Raw genomic sequence first — 14298 nt, forward strand, 5'->3', positions numbered from 1 at the left:
ATCGCCCGCATGTTCTCGCGCAGGAATCGCCGCCCCACGTCCCCCGAACTCGCCGCGGCCTGGGAGTGCCTCGACGGAGGTGACGTACCGGGCGCGCTGCGCCGACTGCGGCAGACCCCGTCGGCGCCGCTGGGGGAGGTCGCCGCCGTGGTCGGCCGGGCCGCCGGGGCGGCCGGGTTCGACGACCTCCGGCGGGCTGCCGTCGCGCTGGCCGTGCACCCCGACCGGGTGCGGCTCCTCCACGACTACGGGTACGCGTGCGTGGAGCGCGGCGTGCCCTACCTGGCGATACCCGCGCTGCGGGAGGCGCTCCGCCTGGCGCCGGGTTCCTCCGGCACGCTGCGGGAACTGGTCTCGGCGTACGAGGACGAGGGCCGGCACCGCGAGGCGGCCGACGCACTGCTCGCACACGAGGGCGGCCTCGCCGACTGGCCCGATCGCTACCTCCTGGTCTTCAACGCCGTCCTGGCCGGAGACCTGGAGCTGGCCCGCCGTCAGCACGCCCGTCTGCCCGCCCCGGACGAGGACGTCTGGCTCGGCGCGCGGGACCGGCAGAACCGGGTGCTGGAGCGTGCCGCGACCGCGGGGCCGGTGAGTCCGCTGGACCACTCGGACCTCCGCGGCTGGCAGTACGTCATGGGCGGCACCGTGCTGGGCACGCTGTCCCCGCACGGTTACGACGCCGGGATGACCGGCCGATACGCCTGGTTCCAGGACTCCCACGACCAGTGCCTTCAGGGCCTGTTGCGGCTCAAGGCGGTGCTGACGGCCGCAGGAGCGCGGCCGGCCTCGGTGTCCCTGCTGCCGGACCGGGGGAGCAGGATCCTGGGCCTGGCGGCGGCCGAGGTGCTGGGCCTGCCGGCGGAGCCCTTCGCGGCCGGGCGGGAGGACACCGTCGTCATCGCCTACGACCTCGGCGACACCGCGCGCGCCGCCCAGGGACCCGAGGTGAGCCGGCAGCTCCTCCACCGGGTGCCGGGCCAGGTGCTGCACGAGCACGCGAGCTGCTGGACCGACCCGCCCGGCGTCACCGCCGACAGTGTCACGCTGCTCCATCAGTCGGTCGTGCCCCCGTGGGGGGAGACCCTTCGGTTGGGCGACGACGGCGAGGCGGAGCGCGCGGAGGCCGACGGGAGGCCGGAGGCGGAGATCGCAGCCGACATCGTGGGCGCCGATCCGACGCCGGACGGCGGGGACGGGGAGACGCCCGCCGACCCCGTCGAGAAGCTGACGGACTTCGTCTCGGCCGTGCGCGGCACCTGGCTCCGGGGAGACCGGGCAGGACTCCGGTCACCGGGCCCGGTGACCAGTTCACGCTTCCTCTGACCAGGCGGCGAGGCCGCTGGGTCAGCGTTCTTCCATGAGGCGTGCGAGTGTCGCGAGGTCGGCTGTCACCGCGGCCTCGTCACGCCGGAACTCGTCGGCGCTCACGTCCGGCCGGCGGCGCAGGGTGAACACGACCTCGCACCCGGCACCGTCGGCGATCACTCGCACGGGGTTGTGGACGGTCTCGCCCGACGGCAGGGTGACGTGGTGGTCGAGTACGCCGTAGTCGTTCCTGGGAGCGAAGTCGACCACGACCCGTCCCATGGGGGAGTCGGCGATCCACCGGCCGTCGGTCTTCTCGATGGAACTGCCCAGGCCCGCCGCCCACTCGGGCAGGTGGGCCGGGTCCGACGCGTAGTCGTAGACCTCGTCGGCGGGGCGGTCGATGCGGATGCCGAGGTGACGGGTTCCGGTGTCCGAAGTGCTCATGGCTGCGACGCTACCCAGGCCCGGGCGCCGTGGTCTTGAACGGATCGGACACCGGGCCGTCCGGCCGCCTGGTCAGGGCCAGTCGACCAGGGCCATGAACGCCACGTAGGCGGTGAGGACGACGGCGGGTGCGGCCAGGGAGAGGAGCACCCGGGCCGCGGCCTGCCGTTGACGCCAGGGCGGGGACCAGCTCGCCACGAGGACGATCAGGGACAGCACGAGACCGGTGCAGAGCACGGCCCATGCCGCGTCGAAGGAGTCGGTGAAGCGGTCGGCCTGTGCGCCGTCGCAGGAGTCGCACGCCGTGGGGGACAGGCCGCCGAAGAACAGTGCGAGTGCCGCCGCGGGCAGGGTGACGAGCGTGGAGATCAGCGGTCCGGCCCAGGCGTGCGGGGAGCGGGGGTCATGAAGTTCTTCCGACATGCGTATGAGTCAACTCCACGGTCCAGCGCCGCACATGAGCGCTCGTACTCAGACGGCGCACGGCGGGGGCCGGGGCGTCTTCGGGCCGGGCGCCTCAGAAGTCGCGGAAGGCCTCGGACGGGCGCGGCCCCACGGAGCCTTGGTACTTGCCCGTATACAGCTTGATGCTGCCGACCGGGACCCAGAAGGTGACCTGGCCGATGCGCATCCCCGGATAGATCCGGACCGGCTGCACAGCGTGGAACTGCAGTGTCCAGTTGTTGTGCGAGCCGATGTCGATCAGATCGGCTGTGATGTTCACGAAGAGGCCGAGCCTGCCCAGCGACGACTTGCCTCTGATGATGGGGACGTAGTGGTCACTGCCCATCTTCTCCATGGTGGACCCGAGGTACACACGGTCCGGCTGCAGGACGAGGCCCGCCTCGGTCAGATGCGTGCGTACGGTGGGTTGTTGGATCCTGACGTCCAGCTCCTTGTTCCGGTAGGTGAGCAGCTCCGTGCCGAGCCGGAAGTCGTAGCTGTTCGGGTTGACCTGTGCAGGGTCGAACGGATCTATCTCGATCCGCCGAAGGTGGTGCTGCCGGATGATTTCCTTGCCGGTCAATATCACTGTGCGCTCGCTTTCCGAGGGGAGGCTGGCTCTTCAAGCGAGGCTCGGTGGCCAGAAAGGCCTCGGTGACGAGGTCTGCCCGTACACGCCTGAGTAGGAGCTGGCAGCCCCTGCCGTACTCCAGAAACTGACCTGGCCCAGCGGCATGCCGGGCACGACCCGGAGTGGTTGGACGACGGTGAGTTCCAGGGTCCAGCAGTGGACGGCTCCCTGATGCCCGAGGTCGGCGGTCACCTGGACGAAGAGCCCGAGTCGGCCGAGCGACGACCTTCCGATCAGACTGGTCACGTAGGTGTCACTGCCGATGACCTCAGCCGTACTCGCGAGATAGAGCTGTCCCGGCATGAGGACGTAGCCCTCGTCCCCGATGGTGGCCGAGCGCCAGGTCACCTCGCGGCGGGCATCCAGGACACCCTCCGCGAACCTGAGCTGACTACCCAGCGTGTAGTTGTAGCTGTTCGGGTTCATGCGGCTCGGGTCGAATGGGCGGATGACGATCTCCGCTGCCTCGACGGCTGCTTCGATCTGGCGCCCGGTCAGTATCACCTGGCCACTGCATCCAACAGTGCGGTGGTGGCGGTGGAGAATTCCTCCAGCGTGCCGCTGTTGTCCACCTGGGTACTCGGATGTATCTGCTCCAGCCCGTTCTCCGTCGAATGCCGTGAGTCGCCGAGCGTCAGATCGCCCCGTGCTTCCTTCCGTTTTCGGGCCACCTCTTCGTCAACAGTGATCACCACAGGGTGGAACCCGCTCCGCCGTAGGTAGGGGAGGTCGGCCGGCCTGGCATCGGAGCAGATGACCAGGTTAGGTCGGGTGCTGCCCTCGCATGCCGAGTAGATGCGTGCTGTTTCTGACAGGAAGTGCTCTTCGAGGACACGAGGGTTGATCTTTCGCATGTGTGAGCCGAGGAAATTGAGCAGGGCGCCGTCCTGTCTTCCTTCCGCGGTGTGCAGGGGGCGTCCTGCGGACTCGTAGACCGCAGCCTGAGCACGGTACAAAGGCCCCGCGAGCGTGATGATATGCACGGCGGCCTCATTTTTCGCGGCCCACGATTTCGCGAGGGACGAGAAGGTGCTTTTCCCTGAACCGGGCAGACCGAACAAGGCGATTCGGAATATGCGCTGGCTCGTGGGCTGAGAGAGCTGGCTCATGGGCGGCTGCCGATCTCCGCGTCGATCGCGGCCAAGGCTGCCTCTACCGTCGTTCTCAGTTCCGTGTCGGACGCGATTCCGATGACGGTCCCTGTGAAGGGAGGGGCGTCCATCCCGAGCAACGACCAGGGGATATTGGTCACGTCGTGATGCGGGTGAACGGAGACGGGGACGACCGGATAGTCCGTGGGGGAAGAGGAGCGGCGATCGTGCATTGTACGGATCTCGTGCATGATGTTCCCGTTCAGCTGGGTGGAGCACCGCTGCTGATACGAGCGTGAAGCGACCAGGATCGCCGAATCAGTGCTCATGACCCCGTCGATGCTGTTGCGGGCCGTCGTTCCTCCGATCCCCTGGTTCGCCTCCATGATGACGAAGTAGCGTCGCCGGAAGTGATGCAGATGTGACACCAGACGTCGTACCTCTGCGATGTCATCGGTGCAGTAGGAGATGAAGATCGTCGGACCGTTGAAGCCCTTCAGACTCCTGGTGTCCGGCGGAATTCCGTCCCACTCGTTCCGGGCCCTCTGCAACAGGGCGGCTCGTAGGGTGCGGTCGGTGTAGGCGGCCCGCACCGCTTTGATGTCCTCGCCTTTGCTGTTGTTCGGATAGAAGACCAGGACGTCACCAAGAATGGGCAGCGTTGCGCGTGCATTGCTGGTGACTCCGAAGTGCGGGCCGTTGCATTCCCCTATGCCGGTGAGCTCCACCTCGCCGTCGGGGCCCTCCATGGAGAAGCGAACTCCGCTGCTCGGGGGAGCGTCGGCCCCGAACACCTCGAAGAAGAGATCGTGCGGCACTGGGACGTCGGCCGTTCGGGCCGGAGCGTCTGCGGCTTCCACATCCCGAAGCCAGAAGTGCCGATACAGCTTCGTGCCCGTGGTGAACTCCGTCAGAGCCGTACCGGCCCTCTTGCTCAGCTTTCTCTTGAGGACGCTTTGGCTGAGCTTGATGATCTCTTCTTCGAGCCGAACGTCGTCGATGTCCAGGAAGGAGTCGGTGCTCATGTGCTGGTTCGAGATCAGAGGGAAGGCCAGACGTAGCTCATCGGACTCGCGTACGCCCCTGAGGATGCTCTTGACCAGCATGACTCTGAATCGGTTCTGTGGTGCGAAATAGACTGTGGAATACAGATGCGCACGCGTGGCCAGGAAGTTGGCGAACGGCGCTGGGTCCGAGCAGATGGGGCCTCGGTCGTCGTACGTGATGATCGCGGAGATGACGTCGTCCGAATTGCCCAGCATGCCGACGGTGTGGTGTGCGTCGCGATGTACGTAATCAATCCGGTCGGCGTCGATCTCGCCGTCCAGCATATGGCGCACAGGCAGGAACGCGGTGGCCAGGTCGGTATCGGGCCAGTAGTCAGCCGTCATCAGGAAAGCGATGAAGGTGCTGTTCAGCGGCGCCAGGAGAGGATCGATCTCGGATCCGAACAGACAAGCCAGGGTGAAAACCGGCTTGGCGGGCCAGAGAGAGGTATCTCGGCCGATCTTCAGGCCGACCCAGGAACGAATGTCGTCGTCTGGAACATAGAGCCCTCGAGTGGCGCTTTGATAAGGAAGCTCGCCCACATCCTGCAAGAGCGCAGCGACCAGAACGTGCTCGTAGAGCCATTCAGTCTCGGGGGGATGGTCCGGCTGATAGATTCGGGCGTACTCGGCCTCCAACGTGGCCAAGAACTCCGAATCCGCAGACCCGACCTGGCGCAGGAGCTTACGCATGATGTGCATGGTGCCGATGGCATGGGCGTATCTGCTGTGGTCGGCTCCCACGAAGCTGTGAGAGGCGAATCCCAGCTGCTTGACCCGCCGCAGCCGCTGGACGGGGCGCGATTGAATGATGCGGTCGATGATCGGGGACGCGAAACCGGCTGGGGTATCGGATGTGTCGATGAGGCCGTGCACGGCATCGCGCACGGGTGAGAGGGGATTTTGGCTCACTCGCTCCCTTCGAAGACTCTCCGACGCCATTCGTACATCTTCTTTCGCCGCGATCGGGAACGTCCCGGAATCATCTGCACGTAGCAGTCTCGTCTCAACACCTCACGATCTGTCCCTGCCGGATGCCGCCTAAACCGCCGCCCCACAACGTGTGCGGGGCACCTTCTTCTGGCGGGGTAGCGCTGCGGGTTGGGAGGAGCCGCCACGAAGGCCCGGAGGGTAGCCCCGAGGCCGTGCCGCGGGTCACTTTCGTGCTGCCGCTCACGAGTGAGCGACGGATACGAGCGGTCTCCTTCGCGCACCGGCACGGGCAGCCACAAGGCCGATTCCCCGCCCATGCAGCGCTCCGCGTGTGTGTCTGCCCCGGTCGACTACGAGGGCGCGCGGTATCGGGGGGGCCGACGTCGCGGCCACGTCGGCGGTCGTCCGTTGGTTCGGGGCCCTGCGAAAAGGGTGCCTGGCGTACCAGGGCCGACGGCATGATCCCCCCATGAGTCTTACCGCCCGCCAGCTCGCTCTGGCCACCTTGGACCGGCAGCTCCTGCTCGAACGACGGCACCTCGACGTCGCGGAGGCGGTGCGCCGGGTCTGCGCGCTCCAGGCCCAGTCCCCTGCGTCGCCGTACCTCGCGTTGTGGAACCGCGTGCGGGACTTCGTGCCCGAGGACCTCGACGCGGCGTTCGCGGACCGCCGGGTCGTGAAGGCGTCCCTCATGCGGATCACACTGCACGCCGTCCACGCCGACGACTACGCGCCGTACCACGCCGCGATGGTGAGCCGTCTGCGGTCGTCTCGGCTCTACGACCGCCGCTTCACCTCGACCGGCCTGGCGGACACCGATGCCGACGCGCTGCTCCCGGAGCTCGCGGGGTTCCTGGAGCAGCCCCGCTCCGGCGCCGAGGTGGAGGGGGAGTTCGCGGGGCGGTTCGGCGAGCACGCGCACCGCGTGTGGTGGGCGCTGCGCACGTACGGGCCCGTGCACCACGCGCCGGCCGGTGGCCCGTGGTCCTTCGCGCAGCGCAACAGCTACCTCGCCGCCCCGGAGGGCGGGCCACAGGAAGCGGCCGCCGGGGTGCGGCGGTTGCTCCTCTCCTACCTGCGTGCGTTCGGGCCGGCCTCCACCCAGGACTTCGCCCGGTTCACCATGCTGGACCGTCCGCCGATCACGCAGGCGCTGAGCGAGCTCGAGGGCCAGGTGGTGCCGGTGCCGGGCCCCGGCCGTGCCGTCCTGTACGACCTGGCGGACGCCACCGTGCCCGCCGAGGACACCCCGGCGCCGCCGAGACTGCTGCCGATGTGGGACAGCACGCTGCTGTCACACGCCGGCGCCGGCCGCGTCGTACCCGAGGAGTACCGGCCGCTGGTCGTCCGGCGCAACGGCGACGTACTGCCCTGTCTCCTCGTCGACGGCCAGGTCGCCGGTGTGTGGCGTGCGGCCGAGGGCGGCGGCCTGGAACTGACCGCCTTCCGTGCGCTCAGCAGGGCGGCGTGGCAGGGCCTGACCGAGGAGGCGGAGAGGCTGTCGGCGCTGCTCGCCGACCGCGATCCGGCGGTCTACGGGCGTTACGGGCACTGGTGGGACAAGGGGATACCCGGTGCCGAGCGCGTGATCGTCCAGGGCTGACGGCGGCTGCTGGATGATCCCGGTCAGCCCCGGGCGGCGAAGGCGGCGAAGGCCACCCAGGTGGTGGGGGAGACGGTGAGAGTGGGTCCTTCGGTGGCCTTGGAGTCCCGGACGTGGACGGCGGAAGGGTGCGCGGCGACCTCTACGCACTGGCCGCCTTCGATGCCGCTGTAGCTGGACTTGCGCCAGTCGTAGGCGACTTCGAGGCAGGCGCCGCCCTGCTCGCTGCTGTAGCTCGACTTGAACCACGCACGTGCGCTGCTCATCACTCTCCCAGAAGCCGGCCCAACAGGCCGCGTGTCTCTTCGGTGTTGAGGGCCTGTGTTCGCAGCATCGCATATTTGCGTTCCAGGATGCTCACGTCATCCGGGGCCGAGATCAGCTGACTGCCGCGTTGGGTCTCTGTGTAAGCGAGACGCTGATGTTCGAGCGTTTCCAGGAGGATGAAGGGTCCGGAGAGGCCCGCGTGCGTGTGGCGGCCCAGGGGCATGATCTGCATGGTAACTCCAGGGATATCAGTGCATTCCCGCAGGTGGCGAAGGGTTTCTGCGTGCACGTCGTCCCCGCCCAAGCGGTCCCGAAGGACGGCCTCCGAGATGACGAAGCTTGCAGTGGGAGGCTCATGCCGGTGAAGGATCTCCCTTCGCTCCATGCGTGTGGCCACCCGCTTGCTGATCTCCTCGTCGCCGAGGGCTGGAACATCGGTTCTGAACACCGCTCGCGCGTAACTCTCGGTCTGGAGGAGCCCCGGCAGCACCTGGTTCTCGTACCACGACAGCGCCAGCGCCTCCCGCTCCAGGTCCATGTACCGCTCCGCCCACGCCGGGATCAGGTCCACCTCCGGCATGTTGTCCACCGCCGTCTCCAGCGCGCCCTTCGTGTCCAGGATCTGGTCCAGGCGGCGGGCCAGGTCGGGCAGGAGGGAGCGGCGGCCCTGTTCGATGGAGGCGATCGTCTCCAGTTGCACGGTTGCTCGGTCGGCCAGCTGGACCTGGGTCAGGCCCGCTGCGACGCGGAAGAGGCCGACCAGCTTGCCGACGAGCTTCATGGCGGACGCGTTCTTGCGCTGCCGTTTCCTGGGGTGCATACGGTCGAACTCCCCGCCCTCGTACGTAGTTCACGCATGCGCGACCCGTACAAGAAATCCGTACGGGTTCACTCAACGCATGAGGATATACACAGAGAGTGACAGTCTTCGATGTGTGCGCACGCCACAGCGGCCACGCGGGACCTGAGCACGGATAGCCTGCGTCTTCATGACACGCGCGTGGATACTGCCGATACTGCTGGTGCTGTGTGGCTCGGTCGTTGCGACCGGCCTGATTTTTCAGGGGAGTCCTGTCCAAGCCGCGGTGTTCCTCCTGGCGTTCGTGCTGCTCGCGGGCGTGAACTCACCTTTGTTCTTCCCCAGGTCCATGGGTGCGCTGGAAGCTCAACGCCGCAGCGCGGTCGACGGCAAGCCGGTCATCTACTGGCGGGCGGGCTGTAAGTACTGCATGCGGTTGCGCTTCCGGTTGGGCCGCAGGGCCCGTCAGTTGCACTGGGTGGACATCTGGCGTGACCCGGCCGGCGCGGCAGCGGTGCGAGAGGTCAACGACGGCAACGAGACCGTGCCGACCGTGTTCGTGGCGGGCCGGCCGCACGTCAACCCTGACCACGCGTGGCTCCGCGAACAGCTTTCCTCCCCCGAGGGCTGACAGACGAACAGGCGGCGCACTCCGGCGTGTTGCCGGTGTACGCCGCCTTGGGCGGGACGAGGTGCGGGTCATGGCCCGCGCTGTCATGACGGTTACTTGGGGTCGCGGTCGTACTGGGCCTTGGACCAGCGGTAACCGAGGACCGTGAGCGCCAGGCACCATCCGACCGAGAGCCACCCGTTGTGGCCGATCTCGGTGCCGAGGAGGAGTCCTCGCAGGGTCTCGATGGCCGGGGTGAAGGGCTGGTACTCGGCGATGGGCTGGAACCAGCCCGGCATGGATTCGACCGGGGTGAAGGCGCTTGAGATGAGGGGCAGGAGGATCAGCGGCATGGCGTTGTTGCTGGCTGCCTCCGCGTTGGGGCTGCCCATGCCCATCCCGACCGCGATCCAGGTGAAGGCCAGGGAGACCAGCGCCAGCAGCCCGAACGCTGCCAGCCATTCCAGGACGGTGGCGTCCGTGGAGCGGAAGCCCATGGCGACGCCGACGGCGCCGACGAGGACGACGCTCGCGATGGCCTGCAGGACGCTGCCGGCGACGTGTCCGAAAAGGACGGAGCCACGGTGGATGGCCATGGTCCGGAAGCGGGCGATGATGCCCTCGGACATGTCGGTGGAGACCGATACGGCGGTGCCGACCACGGTGGAGCCGATGGTCATGAGCAGAATGCCGGGGACGATGTAGGCGATGTAGGCCGAGCGGTCGCCGCCGCCGATGCCGGCGCTCATCGTGTCCCCGAAGATGTAGACGAAGAGCAGGAGGAGCATGACCGGGGTGAGCAGGAGGTTGAGGGTGAGGGAGGGGTAGCGCCTCGCGTGCAGCAGGTTGCGGCGCAGCATGGTGGACGAGTCGCGCACGGTGAGGGAGAGGGTGCTCATCGGACGTTCTCCTTGGGCTGGTCGGGGATGGCGGTGCCGGCGGTGAGCGCGAAGAAGACGTCGTCGAGGTCGGGGGTGTGCACGGTGAGTTCGTCCGCCTCGATGCCGGCCGAGTCCAGCCGGTCGAGGACGGCGCGCAGTTCGCGCTGGCTGCCGTCGCTGGGGATCTGCAGGGCGAGTGCCTCGTCGTCCCTGGTGACCTCGCCCAGGCTGGAGGCGGCGGACCGGTAGGTGTCGGGGTCGGTGAAGCGGAGCCGCACGTGTCCGCCGGGGATCATCCGCTTGAGTTCGTCGGCGGTGCCCTGGGCGGCGATCTTTCCGTCGTTCAGCACGGCGATGCGGTCGGCGAGTTCGTCAGCCTCCTCCAGGTACTGGGTGGTGAGGAAGACGGTGACCCCGTCGGAGACGAGTTCGCGGATGATGCCCCACATGTTGTGGCGGCTGCGGGGGTCGAGACCGGTGGTCGGTTCGTCGAGGAAGATGATTCTCGGGCCCCCGACCAGCGTCATGGCGATGTCCAGACGGCGCTTCATGCCGCCGGAGTAGCTCTGCGCCGGCTTCTTCGCCGCCTCGACCAGGTCGAAGCGCTCCAGGAGTTCGGCGGTGACGCGCCTTCCCTCGCTGCGGGAGAGGTGGTGCAGGTCGGCCATGAGGAGCATGTTCTCCTCGCCGGTGATCAGACCGTCGACGGCGGAGAACTGTCCGGTGACACCGATCGCGGCACGGACCGCCTGGGGTGCGGTGGCCAGGTCGTGGCCGCCGATGTGAACGGCGCCGGTGCCCGGGCCTGCGGTGATGAGGGTCGAGAGGATCTTCACGGCGGTGGTCTTGCCGGCGCCGTTCGGACCGAGCAGTGCGAACACGGACCCTGCGGGGACGACCAGGTCGATGCCGTCGAGGACGGTCTTGTCGCCGTAGGACTTGCGCAGCCCGTGTGCTGCGATGGCCGAGTTGGTCATGAGGAGGCTCCTTAGAGGCTGCGTGCGGTGATGTCGCCGTGGGCGGTGGTCGCGTGGATGTTCAGGGCAGCGGCGGCGCCGTCCGAGTTCATGAGCGTGTTGTGGATCCGGCCGTGGCTGGTGCCGGCGTCGAGGGAGGCGGAGACCCCGCGGGCGGCGCCGACCGAGATCTCGCCGTACTCGGTGCGCAGTGTGACCGCGCCGCGTACGGCCTCGGTGATGCGGAGGTCGCCCTTCACGGTGCTGATCTGTGCCGGGCCGCCCAGACGGCCGACGGAGATGTCGCCCGCCTGGAGGGAGAGGCGGGCGCCTTCGGTCTCGTCGAGCTTGACCGAGCCCTGCGCGCTCTCGAGGGTGACGTCGCCGAGCCGTCCGACGCCCCGGACCTCGGCGCTGGCCGACTTCGCCTCGATGCGGGAGCCGGCGGGCAGTTGGACGGTGATCTCGACGAATCCGGAACTGCCGAGGACCCGGTTCGTGGCTGCCGGGGCCTCGATGCGCAGGACTCCGTCGCTGTAGGCGACTTCGGTCTGCTCCGCGGCCTTCACGTCGCGGCTCTTCGCGGCGTTCGCGGGCAGGATCTCGACCGTGGTGTCGGCCCGGTCCGCAGCGATGAACTGGATGCGGCCCGCGGGGATGTCGAGGATGGCCGCGACCGGGGCGGGAGTGGTGAACGTCTGCATGGTGCGCTCCTTCGGTTCGTGTTTCCGATGAGAGAAACGCTACGTTGCATTCACTGAGTGAGCAACGACCTTGTTGCGCATCTCCCTTGTTATTGCAGGTAGATGGAGGGATTTCATTGCAATGGGCTTAAGCCTAATGCAACGGGTTGCCCTCGTTGCGTTGCAATGGAGTGGAAGTGAACGCTATGCTGGCGTTCTCACGGACCATGAAGGGGACATCGCGATGCCCGGAGGCAGACTCACCCAGCAGGAACGCCAGCAGATCGCGCTGGGACTGGCCGACGGCCTCGCCTACGCGGAGATCGCGAGAGGCCTCGACCGTCCGACCTCGACGATCACGCGGGAGGTGATGCGTAACGGAGGGCCCACCGCCTACCGCGCCGATGTCGCCCACCGCGCCACCGGGCACCGGGCCACCCGGCGGAGCCAGGCCGCGCGCCGGGGGATTCAAGAACCCCGGCAGGCCGGGGGGCGCGACGCCGGGGAGGTGCTCGCGTTCGAGGAGGTGTTCACCACCGTCCTCGTGCAGTCGGGCATGCCCAAGATGATGTCCAGGGTGCTCGTCTGCCTCGTCGTCACCGACACGGGCACCCTCACCGCGTCCGAACTCGCCCAACGCCTCCAGGTCAGCCCGGCGTCCGTCTCCAAGGCGATCGCCTACCTGGAGGAGCAGGCCTTCATCCGCCGGGAACGGGACGAACGCCGCCGCGATCGCTACATCGTCGACAACGACGTCTGGTACCAGTCGATGGTCGCCAGCGCCCGGTCCAGCGCCCAGATAGTGGAGACCGCGGAGCAGGGTGTCGGCGTCCTCGGCGCCGGGACTCCGGCCGCCACCCGCCTCGAGAACATCGCCCGCTTCATGGCGTTCGTCACCGAGAACATCATGCGCGCCGCCGACCAGGCCCGTGACGTCCTCCACACCAAACCGGACTCGTCCGGTCAGTAGACGCGGGTGATACGGCCGTCGACCACGAGGGCCTGGCCGTCGCGCAGGGTCCGGTGGTGGATGCCCTCGGCCCGGTAGCGGCCGGCCACGGTGCCGAGGATCTCCGTCTCGGGATGCCCGGGCGAGTCGATGTGGGGCACCACGACGTAGTCGAGAAGGCCCAGCCCGTCCCAGCGGGCCTCGTCGCCGTACGCGGTGCCCACCGCCTCCGGGGCGTCGCACTCCTCCAGGCCCCGCAGACCGGGGGCCAGGACGCAGGCGCCGGCGCTGTAGCCCGCATAGACGAAGGCGTCCTGGCGCAGCAGGTCCACCAGGGCCCGGTCGGCCCCGCTGCGGGCCATGGCCTGGCGCAGGACGAACACGTTGCCGCCGCGGACCCAGACCAGGGGGAACCGGGCGAGAGCGGCCGCGATCCGCGCCCCGGGTTGCTCGAAGAACGTACGCAGGTCGAGCTCGACCGGCCGCAGCCCGAGCCCGGAAAGCGCTCCGAGCTCCCGCTCCACCGCCGCCTCGCGCTCGCCGGCCGGCAGTGCGTCGACCGCGTTGGCTATCACCGCGACCGTGATCTCGGAGGCGGGTGGGCGGTGCAGCAGTGCCAGCATCTGCTCCGGATGGTCCCCTGTCCGGAAGGACGAAAGATACATACGCATCCGTGGACCGTAGCGGCCCGAACGCCCCTGACACGGGTGAACGGGCGTGACACCGATGCTGCGGTGTCACGCCCGTCGTTGGAGGCCGCGGAGCCTCGGTGCGGGAACGGTCAGTACATGAGGGCGTCGTCCATCTCGGTCTGCCAGTAGGTGACGGTCAGCGTGCTGTCGACGTACACGTCCTTGGACAGCGGGACGTTCACCATGTCGCCCGCAGACTTCGACTCCGCGTCCAGGAAGCCGACGCTCAGGTCCTGGGTGGAATAGCCGCCCGTGCCGCTGCCGTCGGCGGACGAGGTCATGACTCCGGCGTAGGCGGACTCGCCGGGCGCGACGGTGACGACGGCCTGCGGCTTGCTGTCCTCCACGACCGGGGGGACGGACTGCGCCTCGCCGAAGCGCAGGACCGGGTGGTAGAAGGCGTTGCACGCCTTCGATCCGGTGTTGGTCACGGTGAGCAGCATGTGGTTGACCGGGCGCTTGACGCCGGTGATCGTGAGCTTGGTGTTCTCGCCGGTGCAGGTGGGCAGGGACGCGCTGCTGCGCTGCTGCTTCGCAGCGGCGGAACCGGAGCCCTTGGCGCTCTCGGAACCGGAATCCTTGGCGCCTTCGGAACCGGAACCGGAGGTGCCGGTGTCTCCGGCCGTCTCCTTGCCGTTGCCCGTGTCCGATGCCGGGGCCGCCGAAGCGCCGGAGGCCGGCTTCTGGGGCGCCGGGGCCTCGGCGTCGTACGCCGCCGGGGCCGGGCTGTCGCTCTGGCAGGCCGTCAGGGACAGGGCGGCGATCAGGGCGGCGGTGCCCAGGACGGAGGTGCGGGCGGCACGGCGGAAGTGAAGGTTACGCATGAGTGGTTCTCCCCGTTCGAAGGTGGCATGTGCCCGGGGCGCCGTTTGGCACCCTGTTGTGCGGGCGGGTCTACTGGTCGGTGACGCGTGATCAGAGGTTCTGCAGGAGTGCGATGACGACTGCGATGCAGACG

The 14298-nt window shown here is 68.2% G+C and carries 17 protein-coding genes; 4 read left to right on the forward strand and 13 right to left on the reverse strand.

All coding sequences use genetic code 11. The annotated features are described in order from the left end of the window. The first annotated feature begins 9 nt into the window (after positions 1-9). The gene (locus ACIQM3_RS32340) at positions 10-1326 is read left to right on the forward strand and encodes a hypothetical protein (RefSeq protein ID WP_401630679.1); all 1317 of its coding nucleotides are present in this window, start codon (positions 10-12) and stop codon (positions 1324-1326) included. Positions 1327-1347: 21 nt separating this feature from the next. Here the strand turns inward: ACIQM3_RS32340 and ACIQM3_RS32345 are convergent, their stop codons facing one another. The 6 genes from ACIQM3_RS32345 to ACIQM3_RS32370 all read right to left on the reverse strand — a co-directional run bounded on the left by ACIQM3_RS32345 (position 1348) and on the right by ACIQM3_RS32370 (position 5855). Beyond that, the gene (locus tag ACIQM3_RS32345; protein ID WP_401630680.1) at positions 1348-1755 is read right to left on the reverse strand and encodes an SRPBCC family protein; all 408 of its coding nucleotides are present in this window, start codon (positions 1753-1755) and stop codon (positions 1348-1350) included. Between the two features lie 72 nt (positions 1756-1827). Continuing rightward, a complete protein-coding gene (locus ACIQM3_RS32350; protein ID WP_401630682.1) occupies positions 1828-2178 on the reverse strand; it encodes a hypothetical protein in 351 nt (116 codons plus the stop codon). Between the two features lie 94 nt (positions 2179-2272). Continuing rightward, positions 2273-2788: a dCTP deaminase gene (dcd, locus tag ACIQM3_RS32355; RefSeq protein WP_401630684.1), complete on the reverse strand. Its 516-nt coding sequence runs from the start codon at positions 2786-2788 to the stop codon at positions 2273-2275. Positions 2789-2821: 33 nt separating this feature from the next. Further along, positions 2822-3334, reverse strand: coding sequence for a dCTP deaminase domain-containing protein (locus ACIQM3_RS32360; protein WP_401630686.1), 513 nt, complete (start codon positions 3332-3334; stop codon positions 2822-2824). Continuing rightward, positions 3331-3939, reverse strand: a complete 609-nt coding sequence (locus tag ACIQM3_RS32365; protein ID WP_401630688.1) for a hypothetical protein — start codon at positions 3937-3939, stop codon at positions 3331-3333. Before ACIQM3_RS32365 ends, ACIQM3_RS32360 begins: the two co-directional genes overlap by 4 nt. Continuing rightward, complete coding sequence (locus tag ACIQM3_RS32370) at positions 3936-5855, reverse strand: hypothetical protein (RefSeq protein ID WP_401630690.1); 1920 nt, start codon at positions 5853-5855, stop codon at positions 3936-3938. The genes ACIQM3_RS32365 and ACIQM3_RS32370 overlap by 4 nt, the downstream gene beginning before the upstream one ends. A gap of 514 nt (positions 5856-6369) precedes the next feature. Here ACIQM3_RS32370 and ACIQM3_RS32375 point away from each other — a divergent pair. Next, on the forward strand, positions 6370-7503 hold the full coding sequence (locus tag ACIQM3_RS32375) for a winged helix DNA-binding domain-containing protein (RefSeq protein ID WP_401630692.1): 1134 nt from the start codon (positions 6370-6372) through the stop codon (positions 7501-7503). Between the two features lie 23 nt (positions 7504-7526). On the opposite strand, the gene ACIQM3_RS32380 is transcribed toward ACIQM3_RS32375, so the two are convergent. Beyond that, positions 7527-7769, reverse strand: a complete 243-nt coding sequence (locus ACIQM3_RS32380) for a DUF397 domain-containing protein (protein ID WP_401630694.1) — start codon at positions 7767-7769, stop codon at positions 7527-7529. Further along, entirely contained in the window at positions 7769-8551 is a 783-nt protein-coding gene (locus ACIQM3_RS32385) for a Scr1 family TA system antitoxin-like transcriptional regulator (protein WP_401630696.1), read from the reverse strand. The genes ACIQM3_RS32380 and ACIQM3_RS32385 overlap by 1 nt, the downstream gene beginning before the upstream one ends. A 208-nt stretch (positions 8552-8759) precedes the next feature. On the opposite strand from ACIQM3_RS32385, the gene ACIQM3_RS32390 reads away from it, so the two are divergent. Continuing rightward, positions 8760-9200, forward strand: coding sequence for a glutaredoxin domain-containing protein (locus tag ACIQM3_RS32390; protein WP_401630698.1), 441 nt, complete (start codon positions 8760-8762; stop codon positions 9198-9200). A gap of 92 nt (positions 9201-9292) precedes the next feature. Here ACIQM3_RS32390 and ACIQM3_RS32395 read toward each other — a convergent pair whose 3' ends face one another. From ACIQM3_RS32395 to ACIQM3_RS32405, 3 genes are read right to left on the reverse strand one after another with little or no spacing between them, the layout of a single operon-like run. Continuing rightward, positions 9293-10078, reverse strand: a complete 786-nt coding sequence (locus ACIQM3_RS32395) for an ABC transporter permease (protein ID WP_401630700.1) — start codon at positions 10076-10078, stop codon at positions 9293-9295. Continuing rightward, complete coding sequence (locus tag ACIQM3_RS32400; protein ID WP_401630702.1) at positions 10075-11037, reverse strand: ATP-binding cassette domain-containing protein; 963 nt, start codon at positions 11035-11037, stop codon at positions 10075-10077. The genes ACIQM3_RS32395 and ACIQM3_RS32400 overlap by 4 nt, the downstream gene beginning before the upstream one ends. A gap of 11 nt (positions 11038-11048) precedes the next feature. Then, complete coding sequence (locus ACIQM3_RS32405; protein WP_401630704.1) at positions 11049-11720, reverse strand: DUF4097 family beta strand repeat-containing protein; 672 nt, start codon at positions 11718-11720, stop codon at positions 11049-11051. 223 nt (positions 11721-11943) lie between these two features. Here ACIQM3_RS32405 and ACIQM3_RS32410 point away from each other — a divergent pair, with 223 nt between their 5' ends. Continuing rightward, positions 11944-12669 carry a helix-turn-helix domain-containing protein gene (locus ACIQM3_RS32410; RefSeq protein ID WP_401630706.1) on the forward strand — a complete coding sequence of 242 codons (726 nt, stop codon included), beginning with the start codon at positions 11944-11946 and terminating at the stop codon, positions 12667-12669. Here ACIQM3_RS32410 and ACIQM3_RS32415 read toward each other — a convergent pair. Together ACIQM3_RS32415 and ACIQM3_RS32420 are read right to left on the reverse strand one after the other, a co-directional pair. After that, a complete protein-coding gene (locus tag ACIQM3_RS32415) occupies positions 12663-13319 on the reverse strand; it encodes a Type 1 glutamine amidotransferase-like domain-containing protein (RefSeq protein WP_401630708.1) in 657 nt (218 codons plus the stop codon). The two genes, ACIQM3_RS32410 and ACIQM3_RS32415, sit on opposite strands and share 7 nt — an antisense overlap. Before the next feature lie 110 nt (positions 13320-13429). After that, positions 13430-14164, reverse strand: a complete 735-nt coding sequence (locus ACIQM3_RS32420; protein WP_401630710.1) for a DUF4232 domain-containing protein — start codon at positions 14162-14164, stop codon at positions 13430-13432. Positions 14165-14298: the final 134 nt, after the last annotated feature.

This window comes from Streptomyces sp. NPDC091271 (assembly GCF_044757505.1).
In the GTDB taxonomy this organism is placed as follows: Bacteria; Actinomycetota; Actinomycetes; order Streptomycetales; family Streptomycetaceae; genus Streptomyces.